Origin of the sequence: Finegoldia magna (assembly GCF_003182075.1) — a bacterium.
Taxonomy (GTDB): Bacteria; Bacillota; Clostridia; order Tissierellales; family Peptoniphilaceae; genus Finegoldia; species Finegoldia magna.
This window is the reverse complement of sequence record NZ_QGTH01000003.1, coordinates 53,188-68,351: the sequence shown is the minus strand read 5'-3', so window position 1 is coordinate 68,351 and position 15,164 is coordinate 53,188. Positions and strand designations below refer to the sequence as shown.

Sequence of the window (15,164 nt, the reverse complement as noted above, 5' to 3'; positions counted from 1 at the left end):
TGACCTTCTAAGTTAATTCTTATTTTGCGTAATCAGATACCCTATTTTCTCTTATGACATTTACTTTAATTTGTCCAGGATATTCTAATTCACTTTCAATTTTATGAGCTACATCTTTTGCTAATATAACCATAGCGCTTTCATCAATAACTTCTGGTTTAACCATAATTCTGATTTCTCTACCGGCTTGTATAGCATAAGAACTTTCAATACCATCAAATGAATTAGCTATTTGTTCTAGATTTTCTAATCTTTGGATATAGTTTTCCATAGATTCACGTCTAGCTCCAGGTCTTGCTGCTGATATTGCATCAGCAGATTGAACTAATATAGATTCAATACATGTTGGTTCAACATCGCCATGATGAGCCTCAATACAATTGATAACATCTTTTGGTTCTTTGAATCTTTTGGCAGCGTTAACGCCTAGTTCAACGTGTGGTCCTTCGATTTCGTGGTCAATTGCTTTTCCTAAATCGTGAAGTAATCCACCTCTTTTAGCTAATTTCACGTTTACTCCTAGTTCACTTGCAAGCATTCCAGCGATATTAGATACCTCAATAGAATGTTTAAGAACATTTTGTCCATAACTTGTTCTGTAATGTAGTTTACCTAGAATTTTAATCAATTCTGGATGTAAACCATGTACATTAGTTTCATCACAAGCTTCTTCGCCTTTTTCTCTTATAGTATTATCTACTTCTTTCTTGGCTTTTTCAACCATTTCTTCAATTCTAGTAGGATGAATTCTTCCATCAACTATAAGTTTTTCCAAAGCGATTCTTGCAATTTCACGTCTTACAGGATCAAAAGCTGATAATACAACAGCTTCTGGAGTATCATCAATTATTAAATCTACACCTGTTAAAGTTTCAAATGCTCTTATGTTTCTACCTTCACGACCAATGATTCTACCTTTCATATCGTCATTTGGTAAATTAACAACAGACACAGTAGATTCCGCTACTTGATCTGCGGCATATCTTTGAATTGATGTACTAATGATTTCTCTTGCAAATTTTTCAGATTCTTCCTTAGTTTTGGATTCGATTTCTTTAATAATAGCAGCTTGCTCACGTATTGTTTCAGATTTAACTCTATCAAGAACAATGTCCTTGGCTTCATCGCTTGTTAATCCTGCAACTTTTTCCAATTCTAATTCCTTTTCATCTATTATGGATTGAATTTTTTGTTGCATATCGTCAGCTTTCTTTAATTCTGAATCTAGCTTTTTGTGCTTCTTTTCTAATGATGCATTTTTTCGTTCTAAATTTTCTTCTTTAGAATTAAGTCTATCTTCTTGACGACTGATTTCTTTCAATCGAGATTTGTTTTCTCGATCCAAATCACTTTTCATCTTAAAAATTTCATCTTTTGCTTCTACTAATAGTTCTTTCTTCTTAGTTTCAGCATCTTTGTTTGCATCTTCAATTATTTTAACAGCATAATCTTCAGCACTTCTGATTTTTTTCTCGGCCATACTTTTTCTCAAAAAGAAACCTATTACAATACCTAAAATTGCAGCAATTATAGCAATTATTAAAGATGTCGCGGTGCTCATAAATACACCCCCTTTATTCAATTTTCAATATTCATTAAATAAATCTTTTGGATAAATTTACTCTTTTAGTGTAGTACAAATACCGTTGATTGTCAATATTTAGATATATAATAGAAAATTATATAACATCTATTTCAGATGTATTATTTCTATTTGTAATTCTATAGTTAATATCTCCAATAGCTGATAAGTGAGCGTTATGGGAAATCATTATAATTTGTTTATTGTATTCCTCACTGATCTCATTGATAAAATTTGCTACATTGTGTATATAGTCTTCACTAACATGCTTACAAGGTTCATCAAGTACAATAATATTGGCAAGATTATTTTCATATAGCATGATAAAAGAAATTCTTAGTGCCAAAGAAACTATATCTACTACTCCACCACCTCTAGCATCGACAATATCGTAGGTAAAAGTTTTAATCTCACCATCAATATCTAAGCTTTCTTCTATAAAAAACTTGGCAGAAGGATTGTTATTTTTAATTTTTATTTCGATTTTAAAATTCATTTCTTTTTCAAAGATATAACTTAAACATCTACTTACAAGGTTTTCTATTTGAATTTTGGCTTGTTCTCTTGAATATTCTGAAGTCTTATCATAAAGCATTTTTATGATTTCAAGTTTTTCTATTTGCTTTTCAAGAGTATCAATACTTTTTTTTGTAGCTAATATTTCTTCTTCTATTGATTTTTTTACAGCCAATTCACTTTGATACTTAATTTCCATAGAAGTGATTTTTGATTGAATTTGAGTTAAATCAATTTTTTGCATCAGGAAGAAGCTCCTCAGCTTTTTGTAAATCTTGTTCGATTTGATTTTGAAGTTTAGTAATTTCTGATTCCAAATTTTCAGGATCTATATTTAATTCTTTCAACTGATTAAGTATATCTTCTTTTTGCTTCTCTAAATTCTCTAATGCAATTTCGGCTCTATTTTTTTCTTCTTTAGCTTTATCAAGTCTTTCTTTTATGTTGTTAAAACGTTCATTAGTATTCATTATTTTCTTAACTCCTTTACTATTTGAGTAACATGATCTTCATCTATTTCACTTAGACAAAATGGACATATTTTTTCTTTGTAAAGATTTTCTTTGTATTTATTTATCAAGTCATCTATTAAAAAATTACATTCAGCTAATTCTTTAGTATTCTGTTGATAATTCTCTTGTTTTTCACCTAAGGTGTTTTTTATTATTTTTAGTTTGTTTAACAATTCGAAAGCATTGTTAATATTTAATAATATAATTTGTAAATTATTAATAGATTTCAATTTATCTAATTTATCATTTTGGTCTAAAATGATTTTATTAATTTTTAGATAAGAAATGTTAAGTTTATATAGTTGTATATATTTTTCTTTGTTTTTATCAATTCTATTTATTAATTCTGATACTTTAGATGTATTAATACTTGTTAATACCCGACTATTATTCCTTATTGCTTGGTTAATTCTATAGTAATTTTCATTTAAATTAGATAACTGATTTAAAATTTGGATATCATTTTGAGTATTTAATAAGATATTATAAGATTTAGGCACTTGTTTAAATTTCTCTAATATAGTTTCATAGTTATTATAACTACTTTTTACGTAAGTTAATCTATCGTATAGTGGTTTCAAAAACTTCAATAAAGTAAGATCTTTATCGATGTTATCAATAATTTCTGATATCAAATCCGTATATCTTAAATTATTAAATTTTACATTACTAGATTTGATACCTTTTATTATTTGCTGATAATACTCATATAATTGATTAAGTTTTGAGAAGGAAGAAATATTATCTTCTGTATTCTGCAAAGTTTCTGAACAAATATCTAGTCCCTTGTATTTATCTAAGTATTTATAACCATTTTTAATCCTGACATTTAATTCAGAAAGTTTAATGGATAATGTTTTCAATATATTTAATTTTTCAAAATTTTTGGCTAAATTATTGTATAAAACTTTTAGGTTGTCAATTTTTATTTTTTCTTCATTTAAATAATCATATTTATTTAGAGATTCTTCTTTTTCGTTGATAAAACTTTTTTTAAAATTTAATTCTCCTTTTGTGCTTTTTATTTCTTTTGAGACATTTCTGGATGCATTGTCCAGTATGTCAATATTTACTAATTTGCCAATTGCATTTGCCTTTGTAGAATCTGTTTCTGACAGCAAAAATGAATTTTCTAATTGAGAAGCAATTAAAATATTGTATTTTTCGTTCAGAAGATTAACTTTTTTAAAAAGAAAATCATCTTGAATTTCTGATGGTATTTCTCTACCAAAATTTTCATATTTCTTTATCTCTTCATTATCAGGATTATTTTTAATGTAGTAATAATTAGTATTACCTTTTCTACCTCTTAAAATAAAATTACCGTTGTTAAATACAATTTTGACTTCAACATTATTGTATCCATTTCTTATTAATAAATCAGTTGTGTAATCATTGAATAAAACCCATGATAGAGCTCTAATTAAGGCGGTTTTCCCACTATCAGAAGCACCTGTAATTAAGTTCACTTTTTCTGAAAGCTCAAAATGACCTCGTTCGTATGACTGAAAATTAGTTAAATATATATCGGTAATATACATTATTCTATTCTCCTTATGGCTTCATCAATAATTTCTTCATCTATTTTCATTTCTCTTCCTATGGATTTTAAGTTGTTATTGATGTCTATAATCGGATTGCTTGATAACTTTGAAAGTCTTTCTTTTATATCCAAGAGGCTTTTGTTTTTAATAGAATACGGGTTTAATTTATCATTAGAAAAAATTTCACTACTATTTTTAGCACTTTTTAGAAAAATTTCTTCAATTTTGATATCATCTTTTGTAAGTTCGATTATCAAGACCTTAGGTATTCTTTTTCTTTCTGATTCAGTATTAGTCATTCTAGCAATACTTCCTGGATTTGCAAAAAACTTTTCATTGACTTTTACAGTTTTAAATCCAGTATGATAGTGACCACTTAAAACAATATCACAATCAGTATCCATAATTTGATCGATTAAAGTATACTCAATTTGTTCAATAAATTTCTTATACAATAAAAAGCTGTGTATCATTAGTATATGATAGTCTACATTATCTAATCTTTTAGGATAATAATAGGATTTATCAGATGAATCAATATCATGAGTATATGGTTGGCCAGATATTTGAACCCTCAAACCATCCCTTTCCATGATAATAGGCTTATCTTCTTCAACTAGTTCTAATACATCTAATGAATTGTATAGTCCCATCATAGCTCTATCTATAGAGTTTGGATTATAACCATATATATCATGATTCCCACTTATTATGTGAATTTTCTTCGGAAAAGTTTGAAATAATTTACCAAATTTTGATGCTGTTTTTATTCCAACATCTGCTTTATCAAATAAATCTCCACCGTGAAGTATCATGTCAACATTTTCATTTATTGATATTTCTCTTATTTCTTCAATTTTTTTATAAATAGAATCTTCGTAATCGTCAATTCTAGATCTAGGATTTCTAGATTTTATATGTGTATCTGTAAAAAATAATATCTTCATAATAGAAATAGTGGGCAAGTAATACTTGCCCTAGTCTAATTCATCCTCACTTATTTTGTTATTCGATTCGTCTTTTATATCATCGTTATTTTCTGTTTTGATAGCCTCTGAATCCTCTTTTGATCTTAATCCATAAAATTCATAAGTTTTATCGATAATTTCTTCTAGTATTTTTGGATTTTCTTCTAAAAATACTTTAGAGTTTTCTCGACCTTGTCCTAATTTTTCATCTTCATAACTGTACCAAGCACCTGCTTTTTTTACAACTTTGCAGTCAGTGGCTAAGTCTAATATTGTACCTATTTTAGAAATACCTTCTCCGTACATAATGTCGAATTCTACTTGTTTAAATGGAGGTGCTACTTTGTTTTTGACGATTTTAACTTTAGTACGATTTCCAACAATATCGTCACCTTTTCTAATAGCTTCTCCTCTTCTAATTTCAATTCTAACTGAAGAATAGAATTTTAAAGCTCTACCACCCGTTGTAACTTCTGGATTACCAAACATTATTCCAACTTTTTCTCTAAGTTGGTTAATGAAAATAACTGTACAATTGCTCTTGGAAATAACACCTGTTAATTTACGTAAAGCTTGAGACATTAGTCTTGCTTGTAGACCAACATGGCTGTCTCCCATATTTCCTTCTATTTCAGCTCTTGGAACTAGTGCTGCAACAGAGTCAATGATAATAATATCTACAGCAGAACTTCTTACAAGAGAATCACATATTCCTAAAGCTTGTTCACCTGTATCTGGTTGTGAAATGATAAGATTGTCTGTATCTACACCCAAGTTTTTAGCATAAATTGCGTCTAATGCGTGTTCAGCATCGATAAAAGCTGCAGTACCACCCATCTTTTGTGCTTCAGCAACTACATGGAGTGCCAAAGTTGTTTTACCAGAAGATTCAGGTCCATAAATCTCAATAACTCTACCTCTTGGTAAGCCACCTATTCCTAAAGCAACATCCAAATTTATAGCTCCAGTAGGAATAGCTTCGATATCTTTTTGAACATGATCTCCGAGTTTCATTATAGAGCCTTTTCCAAATTGTTTTTCAATGCTTGCAAAAGCTTCTCTTAAAGCTTGATCTTTTTCAGATCCATTAGCAAAATCCATGACTACCTCCTAAAAATTAAACAGAACATAAGTTCTTATGTTTATTATACCACAAACCAAAAAATAATTATATATTTTTTAAATCTAATACATTAACATTCTTAAAAATATAATCACATAAACTGATTACAGTTAATACAATCGATATATAATATAGGTACATATCTAAAGCAAACCCTAATTTATCCCCAGTATTAATCAAAATTAAAACAATAGCGATAAATTGTGTCATAGTTTTTGATTTTCCCCAATAACTTGCTGCTAATGTAACTCCATTAGATGCAGCTAATATTCTGAAACCGCTAATAGTAAGTTCTCTTAATACAACTATAACCACGCTCCATGCAGGAACTTTTCCTAGTTGTACTAGGACAATTAATGCACTGCAACTCAACATTTTGTCTGCTAATGGATCCATAAACTTTCCAAATGTAGTAACTAAATTTTTCCTTCTAGCGAGTTGACCATCAATAAAATCTGTTATTGCAGAGATTATAAATATTAACGCAGGTATATAATTGTCTGTTTTGAATATCAGTAATGATGCTACAAAAAATGGTATTAAAATTACTCTTAATGTTGTGAACTTATTTGCAATATTCATATCAATCACGTCTTTCTAAATAATCTTTAGGTATTAAAATTTTTCTAGGCTTGCTTCCCTCACTAGGACCAACAATACCTTTTTCTTCCATTTGATCTATAATTCTTCCAGCCCTAGCATATCCTATTTTTAATTTTCTTTGTAATAGCGAAATAGATGCAGAATCTTCATTCAAAATAATTTCAACAGCATCTGTAAATAAAATATCTGTATCATCATCTTCAAGATCAATACTGTCTGATTTATCTATGTCTTCTATGATTTCTTCTTTATAATTGGTTTCATTTTTATTTATTAAGAATTTAACTACATTATCGACTTCTTCATCAGAAATAAAAGCTCCTTGAACCCTACTAGGTTTTGCCATTGATGATGGGAAAAATAACATATCCCCTCTTCCTATAAGCTTTTCTGCACCGGATTGATCTAAAATAGTCCTTGAATCTATTTGGCTACTAACAGCAAAAGAAATTCTAGACGGTACATTTGCTTTTATTGTACCAGTAATTACATCCACTGTTGGTCTTTGAGTTGCAATAATTAGATGGATACCACACGCTCTTGCCATTTGAGCTAGTCTGCAAATAGCGTCTTCAACATCATTTGCTGAGACCATCATCAAATCACTTAACTCATCTATAATAATAACAATATATGGTAGTTTTTCAAGTTCATCATTTTTATTTTTCTTATTGTAAGCTTTGATATCTCGAACGTGATTCTCTGAAAATATTTGGTATCTTCTTTCCATTTCCCTTACAGCCCAGTTCAAAGCAGCACTTGCCTTTTTTGGATCTGTAACAACCGGTATAGCAAGATGTGGAATATTATTGTATATACTCAATTCGACAACTTTTGGATCAATCAATATAAGTTTTACATCATTTGGATTTGACTTATACAAAATACTCATTATTATTGTATTTATGCAAACAGATTTACCACTACCAGTAGCTCCTGCTATAAGTAGATGTGGCATCTTATCAACGGAAGTTACAATACATTTCCCAGAAATATCTTTTCCTAAAGCTATTGGCATCAACGATTTTTCTTTAACAAAATTATCAGACATTAAAATCTCTTTTAACATTACAGAATTTTTAACATCATTTTCTACTTCAATTCCAACTACTGATTTACCGGGAATAGGAGCTTGTATTCTAATTCCACTTGTAGCTAAAGAAAGTGATAGGTCATCTGCTAGATTGACTATTCTTGAGACTTTCACCCCTGCCTTAGGCTCTAATTCATAGCAAGTAACCGTAGGACCTCTATCGATTTGAACAACAGTCGCATCTATTGAAAAGTTTTTTAAAGTTTCTTCAATCATTTTTGCTTTCTGTAAAACAGAATCATCATTATCTTCCGCATATTCAGCATTTTTCAAAAGTTCTAATGGTGGAAAAGTATAATTACTTTGTCCAGAGAATTCACCAAAGTCTATAACAGATAGTTGTTCTCCGGATTCTTTTTCATTCGATTTATAATCGTTGAGTTTTGGTTTTGGAGGTTCATATTCTGTAGATTTATTTAAATCAGACTTTTCTTTAATAGGATTTTTAGAAATTCTTTCTTTTATAGGTTTATTTTGCTTAATCTCGTGTGATTTTTCGATACTTTTATTTTTTTTGTTCTTTTTATTTTTTGTTTTTATATCTATTAATGTCTTTTTAACAAAAGTAAAAATTTCTTGAAATAACTCTTTTAAAGTTAAATTCATTATTGCAGATATAAAAAACAAAGAACAAAAAACGAGTGCAACATATAAACCTATGTAGCCTATAGCAATGTTTAATATTGATGCTATAATAGCTCCAATTACTCCAATACCACTGTAGTCATTTGCTAAATTTAAATTCAAATCAATCCTTTGATTAATATTAAGATTTGGATAGTTTGATATATTAATTAAACTCATTACGAATATTGAAGAAACAGCCAATATATAAGTAATTTTTCTTAGTTTATTTCCATGGTTTATATCAGATATCGTCGATATTGTATACAGTATACCTAATGATATAAAAACGTATGAAAAGATGCCAAAAGTATTAAAGTATATATTTTTTACAATAATTCCCAAAACACCAACTCTACTACTAGCCATAAAAATAAGTGAAATAATTAACACTAATATAATTATTAATTTTGTCGAAGATTTAGCATTTTTTTTGCTATTAGATTTTGATTGAGTTTTGTTTCGTGATTTAGTATTTCTAGCCATAATTAGTAGCCTGTATGGCCAAATCCGCCATCATTTCTATCTGTTTCATCTAGTACTTCAACTTCCTCAAATTGAATATTTTCGTATTTTTGAAGTATCATTTGACAAATTCTATCCCCAGATGAAATTGTATATTCCTCATTCGATAAATTGACTACAGGAATTTTTAATTCTCCTCTGTAATCACTGTCTATAGTACCAACACAATTTATCAGAGTTATTCCATGTTTAATACTCAAACCACTTCTTGGTCTGATTTGAACCTCATAACCTTCTGGAATTGCAATATATATTCCAGTAGGTACAAGAGTTCTTTCAAGTGGTTTTAAAGTTATATCATTTTCAGTATAAGCTCTCAAATCCATACCACTAGACCCAATTGTTGAATATTTTGGTAGAGGGTTATTAGATTTATTAATTATTTTAACTTTCATAATGTCCCCTTTCAAAAATATAGTTGAGTAATAAAATTACTCAACTATTAATTATTTATCTTCTATATTTTTATCTTCAGATTTTTTATCAAAATTCTTCTTTTCTTTTCTTTCGGGTTTTGGTAAAAGAGCTTTTCTGGACAGTGTCATCTTACCTTGTTCATCAATATCCATAAGTTTTACCATTATTTCATCGTTTTCTTTTAAAACATCTTCAACTTTATTAGTTCTTTCATGTGCTATATTAGATATGTGAAGAAGACCTTCTTTTCCAGGTAATATTTCAACAAAAGCACCAAAATTCATAATCTTAGTAACTCTTCCTAAATATTTTTCACCGACTTCAGGTTCTCTAACTATTTCTTTAATCATATCTATGGCTCTTTGAGCACTTTCAGTGTTTTCACCAGCTACTGTAATTTTACCATCATCTTCGGTATCAATTTTCACGCCAGTCTCATCAATTATTTTGTTTATTACTTTTCCACCTGGTCCAATAACTTCTCTTACTTTTTCAGGTGCAATATTAATTACCATAATTCTAGGAGCATACTTTGAAATTTCTTTATTTGGTTCACTTATACATTCGTTCATTAATGATAATATATGAAGTCTACCAACTCTAGCTCTTTCTAAAGCTTCAGTTAATATTTCTTCAGAAATTCCAGTAATTTTAATATCCATTTGCAATGCAGTTATACCATCTTTTGTACCTGCAACTTTAAAATCCATATCTCCTAAGTGATCTTCTAAACCTTGAATATCAGAGAGAATTACAACATTATCATCTTCCTTAATCAATCCCATGGCAATACCTGCAACAGGTTCTTTTATTGGAACACCTGCATTTAATAAACTAAGTGTTGAACCACAGACAGATGCTTGAGAACTAGAACCGTTAGAACTTAATACTTCAGATACTACTCTTATTGTGTATGGGAATTCTTCTTCTGATGGAATTACAGGTAATAGAGCTCTTTCAGCTAAAGCGCCGTGACCAATTTCACGTCTACCTGGACTTCTTAAAGGTCTTGCGTCCCCTACAGAATAAGGTGGGAAGTTGTATTGATGCATATATCTTTTATCTTCTTGTTCAATTAATCCATCTAATACTTGAGCATCAGATGGAGTTCCTAATGTTGTAACAGATAAAACTTGAGTTTGACCCCTTTTAAACAAACCTGAACCATGTGGTCTAGGTAATATATCAACATCACAAGTTATTTCTCTAATTTGATCAAGTTTTCTATTATCAGGTCTGATATGATCTTCTAATATTAAACGTCTTACTTCTGCTTTTTCTAAATCATCATATATAGTAGAAACTTTTGAAGCTATACTTTCATCATATTTTTCAACAAAATGATTCACTACATCTTTTTTAAGAGTATTAATGTGATCTTCTCTATCTAATTTATCTTCATTAACTGTAATTTTCTTTAAATCTTCAATACAGAATGATTTTACTTCTTCATCTAACTCTACATTTTTTTCTGGTTGAACGAATTCTTGTTTTGGTTTTCCGCATTCTTTTTGAATTGATTCAATAAATTCACAAATTTTCTTGATTTCTTCATGTGCTCTAAGTATAGCTTTTAACACTTGTTGTTCAGTAATATTATTACATCCAGCTTCAACCATCATGATAGCATCTTTAGTACCAGCTACAGTTAATTCAAGATCAGACTTATCTCTTTGTTCTTGCGTAGGATTTATAATAAATTCACCATCAATCATTCCTACAGCTACAGAACCAGTAGGTCCTAAGAAAGGAATATCCGAAATGCTCAATGCGATAGATGATCCTATCATAGCTAAAATATCGGGAGTATTATCTTGATCCACAGAAAGTGCAGTAGCTATAACTTGTACATCATTATGATATCCTTCAGGGAATAATGGTCTTAAAGGTCTATCGATTAGTCTAGCAGTTAATGTAGCTTTTTCACTAGGTCTACCTTCACGCTTTATAAATCCTCCTGGGATTTTTCCTACAGAATAAAGTTTTTCTTCAAAATCGCATGTTAATGGGAAGAAATCAACTCCCTCACGTGGCTCTTTTGATCCTACAGCAGTAACTAGAAGTACGGTTTCTCCAGATTGAATTAAACATGCTCCATTAGCTTGTTCAGCAACTTTTCCAATCGTAACTTCTATTTTTTTACCGCATAAATCATATTCATATTTTTTTATCATATATTCTCCTTATAAATAAAAAGAGCGGAAAAACCCGCTCTTTCAATTATCTTCTAATGTTTAATCTTTTAATTAAATCACGGTATCTTTCAATGTCTTTATTGCTAAGATAGTTAAGAAGATTTCTTCTTTTACCGATCATTTTGAAAAGACCTCTTCTTGAATGGTGATCATTCTTATGAGACTTTAAATGTTCAGTTAAGTAGTTTATTCTGTAAGTCAATAAAGCTACTTGAACTTCTGGAGAACCAGTGTCTCCTTCTTTTGTTTGGTATTCTTTGATTATTTCTTCTTTGATTTCTTTGTTGTACATAATTTCCTCCATAAAATTTAATATTCACCATTACAGCGATATCGTTGAGGTTTCGAATATCAATGTAAAAGTAGTACTTATTTATATTATCATATAATCTTGTAATTGTAAATCTAAATCTTGGTTTTTTGCAAAATTATAATCGCTTTTTAATTTATTGATAAGTTCAATCTCAGAATTAAATTTTACATTATCTCTTATTTTTTTTATGAATACTAACGTTAAATTTTTTCCATACAAATCACCTTTAAAATCTAATATATGAGTTTCAATTTTAACATCATGTTCATCGTAGGTTAGATTTTCTCCTACAGAAGTTATACCTTTGTATAGTTTGTTATCATAAATAACATTAGTATAATAAACGCCAGCTGCTGGTATAATATATTGTTTACATTCCAAATTAGCAGTAGGGTAACCTAAATTTCTTCCTCTATGTTTACCATCGACGACAACTCCCTTAATACTAAATGGTCTGTAGAGCATTGAATTAGCATTCTCAACGTCTCCACTCATTAAAAATTTGCGAATTGTTGTCGATCTAATAGGGACATTTTTAATAAATTGGTCATCTATAGTGTAGAGTTTATAATTAAAAACTTTTTGAAAATCTTCTAAAGTAGATACATTACCAGATGCATTAATTCCGAATTTGAAATCTTTGCCCACAACTAAATTTTTGAAATTAGTATGCTCTTTCACATAAGTTAAAAACTCTACAGGCTTTAAGGATAAAAAAGCTTTATCAAATGACTTGATTAAGCAGTAATCTACATTCATTCTTTTTAATATATTTATTTTATCATCCGTTGTTAATATATTTTTAAAATTAGCATATTCTAAAACTTCTGAAGTATGTGACTTGAATATAATAACCCCTGATTTACCTAAGCTAACACATTTATTTATAAGTTTTTGATGTGCTAAATGTAATCCGTCAAAATTTCCTAAAGTAATAGCATCAATATTAATTTTTACGTTATCTTTGTCTAAATCAATTATTTGCATATGTCAAATACCTTATTCATTTTTAAAATATTATCTTCAATACTGCCGATTCCAATAAATTTATTCTTACAAACTACTTTGATATTATCAATGTTTTTGTGGTTGATGTTCACTTTAACACCATTGGTAATTTTTTTATATAAATTATCATCAAGTTCGATAGATTTCATTTCTGTCAAACTTTCGTAGACTGAAAATGATACATCGTCAATATTACATTTTCTAAGCGATTCTATTTTTATTGAATCTTTTATATCAAAACCACCAGAATTTACTCTAATAAGTGATTTCATGTATGCTAATCTATCTAATTTTTTGGCAATATCTTCTATTAAAACTCTAATATACGTTCCCTTAGAGCATCTAACTTTGATTATACATGAATTTTCTAGAAGATGTAATGGTTCAATATTATAAATTGTAATTTTTCTGGATTTCCTCTTAATTTCCATGTTTTCTCTTGCATATTCGTAAAGTTTTTTTCCATTTACCTTAACTGCGGAATACATTGGAGGTACTTGTTCAATAGTTTTACCATTTAAATCATCTAAAATTTCCTTTAATTTTTCTTTATCGTATGTTTTCTCAGAAAAACCTGTGACATTACCAGATAAATCAAGAGTATCTGTACTTGTACCAAAACACATTTCAAATATATATGTTTTACCATATTCCATTAGATATTCTGTTATTTTAGTTCCTTTTCCAACGCCTAATAACAAAACTCCGGTAGCGTCAGGATCTAGAGTACCAGCGTGTCCGATCTTCTTAGTTTTTAAAATTCCTTTACATATAGAAACAACATCTTGAGATGTATATCCCTTTTCCTTAAAAACATTAATTACACAATCCATATCTATCAATTTCTTCTTTTATTTTATTTGAAACTGTCTCAAAATCCCCTGTAATTCTTGTAGCAGCAGCATTCTTATGACCGCCTCCACCAAGATTTTTGGCAATTAATCCTACATCAATATTTCCCTTGCTTCTGAAACTTACCTTGTACTCATTTTCAGTTTGTTGTTTAATTAATACTGATATTTTGATTTTGTCAGTATCTCTGAAAGTATTAATTACACTATCAATATCTGAAATTTCAACATTATACTTATTTAATTGATCTGTCATTACAAAACCAATTGCAACATAATCATTATAAATTTCAGTTTTAGATAAGATTTCATTTTCTAAAAGTTGTGCTTCAAATTTTTTTGATTGATAAATTAATTCATTGATTTTCATCATGTCTGCACCATTTTCAACTAATTTAGAAGCTTTAGCTAATGTATCTGCAGTTGTAGCAGAATATAAAAATCTTCCAGTATCAGTTGAAATTCCTGTTAAAAGTGACATGGAAATTTCTTTATCAATTGGTAGATTAATTTCATTTATTAAATCAAATACTAATTCGCAAGTTGAACTATAACCTTTTTTTACTATGTTAACGTCACCGTAAAACTCATTACTTTGATGATGGTCTATATTTATTCTGAATTTTGCTTTGTTAAATAATTCATCAATCTGACCTAATCTCTCATAATTAGCACAATCTAGGCAAATTATCATATCAATATTAATATCTGTATTATCTGATAGCAAATCTAAATTAGGTAGAAATTTTAGATTTTCAGGAATTTTGTCAAACTCAATAGGATATACCTTTTTTCCTAAATTGAGTAAACTTTTTGATAAAGCAGTTAATGAACCTAAGTTATCACCATCTGGGTCTAAGTGAGAAATTAGAGCAATTGAACTTGCTTCATTCAATTGCTCTTTAAATTTCAAGATTTCATCATTAATCATCATTATAATTTTCCTCATGAATTGATTTTATTAGATTTTCAATATGCATACTTTGCTCACTTGTTTCATCAATTTTGAAAATCAGTTGTGGTACATGTCTTAAATCTACACTTTCACCAATTTGTTTTTTTAAGAATCCTTTTGCTTTGTTCAATCCTTCAAGAGTTTGTTTTTTCTTTTCATCATCGCCTATTACAGCTATATATACTGTAGCAAAACTCAAATCATTTGTTACTTTTACGTCGGTAACAGAAACATTTAGTTTGTCAATTCTAGGATCTTTTAGTGAATTAATTATAGAACTTGAAATAACTTTTTTGATTTCTGATGAAATTCTTCTTACTCTTTTAATATTCATA

Annotated in this window: 15 protein-coding genes; all 15 read right to left on the bottom strand. The window is 28.9% G+C overall.

The window, feature by feature from the left end:
- Nucleotides 1-19 precede the first annotated feature (19 nt).
- Nucleotides 20-1,561 carry a ribonuclease Y gene (gene rny, locus DES33_RS02030; protein WP_110057943.1) on the bottom strand — a complete coding sequence of 514 codons (1,542 nt, stop codon included), beginning with the start codon at nt 1,559-1,561 and terminating at the stop codon, nt 20-22.
- Nucleotides 1,562-1,679: 118 nt separating this feature from the next.
- Nucleotides 1,680-2,342, bottom strand: coding sequence for a chromosome partitioning protein ParA (locus DES33_RS02025; protein ID WP_110057942.1), 663 nt, complete (start codon nt 2,340-2,342; stop codon nt 1,680-1,682).
- Entirely contained in the window at nt 2,329-2,568 is a 240-nt protein-coding gene (locus DES33_RS02020) for a hypothetical protein (RefSeq protein ID WP_110057941.1), read from the bottom strand. Before DES33_RS02020 ends, DES33_RS02025 begins: the two co-directional genes overlap by 14 nt.
- Nucleotides 2,568-4,151, bottom strand: a complete 1,584-nt coding sequence (locus DES33_RS02015) for an AAA family ATPase (protein WP_110057940.1) — start codon at nt 4,149-4,151, stop codon at nt 2,568-2,570. The genes DES33_RS02020 and DES33_RS02015 overlap by 1 nt, the downstream gene beginning before the upstream one ends.
- Nucleotides 4,151-5,101 (bottom strand): metallophosphoesterase family protein, encoded by a 951-nt coding sequence (locus DES33_RS02010; RefSeq protein WP_110057957.1) that lies wholly within the window; start codon nt 5,099-5,101, stop codon nt 4,151-4,153. The genes DES33_RS02015 and DES33_RS02010 overlap by 1 nt, the downstream gene beginning before the upstream one ends.
- A 30-nt stretch (nt 5,102-5,131) precedes the next feature.
- Entirely contained in the window at nt 5,132-6,223 is a 1,092-nt protein-coding gene (recA, locus tag DES33_RS02005) for a recombinase RecA (protein ID WP_094224692.1), read from the bottom strand.
- A gap of 67 nt (nt 6,224-6,290) precedes the next feature.
- A complete protein-coding gene (gene pgsA, locus DES33_RS02000; protein WP_102163427.1) occupies nt 6,291-6,827 on the bottom strand; it encodes a CDP-diacylglycerol--glycerol-3-phosphate 3-phosphatidyltransferase in 537 nt (178 codons plus the stop codon).
- A 1-nt stretch (nt 6,828) separates the two neighbouring features.
- Nucleotides 6,829-9,051, bottom strand: coding sequence for a DNA translocase FtsK (locus tag DES33_RS01995; protein ID WP_094224694.1), 2,223 nt, complete (start codon nt 9,049-9,051; stop codon nt 6,829-6,831).
- 2 nt (nt 9,052-9,053) lie between these two features.
- Complete coding sequence (gene dut, locus DES33_RS01990; RefSeq protein WP_094223464.1) at nt 9,054-9,485, bottom strand: dUTP diphosphatase; 432 nt, start codon at nt 9,483-9,485, stop codon at nt 9,054-9,056.
- 51 nt (nt 9,486-9,536) lie between these two features.
- Nucleotides 9,537-11,681, bottom strand: a complete 2,145-nt coding sequence (locus DES33_RS01985) for a polyribonucleotide nucleotidyltransferase (RefSeq protein ID WP_094224695.1) — start codon at nt 11,679-11,681, stop codon at nt 9,537-9,539.
- 46 nt (nt 11,682-11,727) lie between these two features.
- The gene (rpsO, locus tag DES33_RS01980; protein WP_002838220.1) at nt 11,728-11,994 is read right to left on the bottom strand and encodes a 30S ribosomal protein S15; all 267 of its coding nucleotides are present in this window, start codon (nt 11,992-11,994) and stop codon (nt 11,728-11,730) included.
- An 81-nt stretch (nt 11,995-12,075) separates the two neighbouring features.
- Entirely contained in the window at nt 12,076-13,002 is a 927-nt protein-coding gene (locus DES33_RS01975; protein WP_094224696.1) for a bifunctional riboflavin kinase/FAD synthetase, read from the bottom strand.
- Nucleotides 12,993-13,856, bottom strand: coding sequence for a tRNA pseudouridine(55) synthase TruB (gene truB, locus DES33_RS01970; RefSeq protein ID WP_094224725.1), 864 nt, complete (start codon nt 13,854-13,856; stop codon nt 12,993-12,995). The genes DES33_RS01975 and truB overlap by 10 nt, the downstream gene beginning before the upstream one ends.
- Complete coding sequence (locus tag DES33_RS01965) at nt 13,840-14,808, bottom strand: DHH family phosphoesterase (RefSeq protein WP_094224697.1); 969 nt, start codon at nt 14,806-14,808, stop codon at nt 13,840-13,842. Before DES33_RS01965 ends, truB begins: the two co-directional genes overlap by 17 nt.
- On the bottom strand, nt 14,798-15,163 hold the full coding sequence (gene rbfA, locus DES33_RS01960) for a 30S ribosome-binding factor RbfA (RefSeq protein WP_094224698.1): 366 nt from the start codon (nt 15,161-15,163) through the stop codon (nt 14,798-14,800). Before rbfA ends, DES33_RS01965 begins: the two co-directional genes overlap by 11 nt.
- Nucleotide 15,164 lies beyond the last annotated feature (1 nt).

What these genes read in the sequence shown, in the direction of transcription:
- rny (WP_110057943.1), bottom strand. Translation starts at nt 1,561, where the DNA reads ATGAGCACCGCGACATCTTTAATAATTGCTATAATTGCTGCAATTTTA.
- DES33_RS02025 (WP_110057942.1), bottom strand. Translation starts at nt 2,342, where the DNA reads ATGCAAAAAATTGATTTAACTCAAATTCAATCAAAAATCACTTCTATG.
- DES33_RS02020 (WP_110057941.1), bottom strand. Translation starts at nt 2,568, where the DNA reads ATGAATACTAATGAACGTTTTAACAACATAAAAGAAAGACTTGATAAA.
- DES33_RS02015 (WP_110057940.1), bottom strand. Translation starts at nt 4,151, where the DNA reads ATGTATATTACCGATATATATTTAACTAATTTTCAGTCATACGAACGA.
- DES33_RS02010 (WP_110057957.1), bottom strand. Translation starts at nt 5,101, where the DNA reads ATGAAGATATTATTTTTTACAGATACACATATAAAATCTAGAAATCCT.
- recA (WP_094224692.1), bottom strand. Translation starts at nt 6,223, where the DNA reads ATGGATTTTGCTAATGGATCTGAAAAAGATCAAGCTTTAAGAGAAGCT.
- pgsA (WP_102163427.1), bottom strand. Translation starts at nt 6,827, where the DNA reads ATGAATATTGCAAATAAGTTCACAACATTAAGAGTAATTTTAATACCA.
- DES33_RS01995 (WP_094224694.1), bottom strand. Translation starts at nt 9,051, where the DNA reads ATGGCTAGAAATACTAAATCACGAAACAAAACTCAATCAAAATCTAAT.
- dut (WP_094223464.1), bottom strand. Translation starts at nt 9,485, where the DNA reads ATGAAAGTTAAAATAATTAATAAATCTAATAACCCTCTACCAAAATAT.
- DES33_RS01985 (WP_094224695.1), bottom strand. Translation starts at nt 11,681, where the DNA reads ATGATAAAAAAATATGAATATGATTTATGCGGTAAAAAAATAGAAGTT.
- rpsO (WP_002838220.1), bottom strand. Translation starts at nt 11,994, where the DNA reads ATGTACAACAAAGAAATCAAAGAAGAAATAATCAAAGAATACCAAACA.
- DES33_RS01975 (WP_094224696.1), bottom strand. Translation starts at nt 13,002, where the DNA reads ATGCAAATAATTGATTTAGACAAAGATAACGTAAAAATTAATATTGAT.
- truB (WP_094224725.1), bottom strand. Translation starts at nt 13,856, where the DNA reads ATGGATTGTGTAATTAATGTTTTTAAGGAAAAGGGATATACATCTCAA.
- DES33_RS01965 (WP_094224697.1), bottom strand. Translation starts at nt 14,808, where the DNA reads ATGATGATTAATGATGAAATCTTGAAATTTAAAGAGCAATTGAATGAA.
- rbfA (WP_094224698.1), bottom strand. Translation starts at nt 15,163, where the DNA reads ATGAATATTAAAAGAGTAAGAAGAATTTCATCAGAAATCAAAAAAGTT.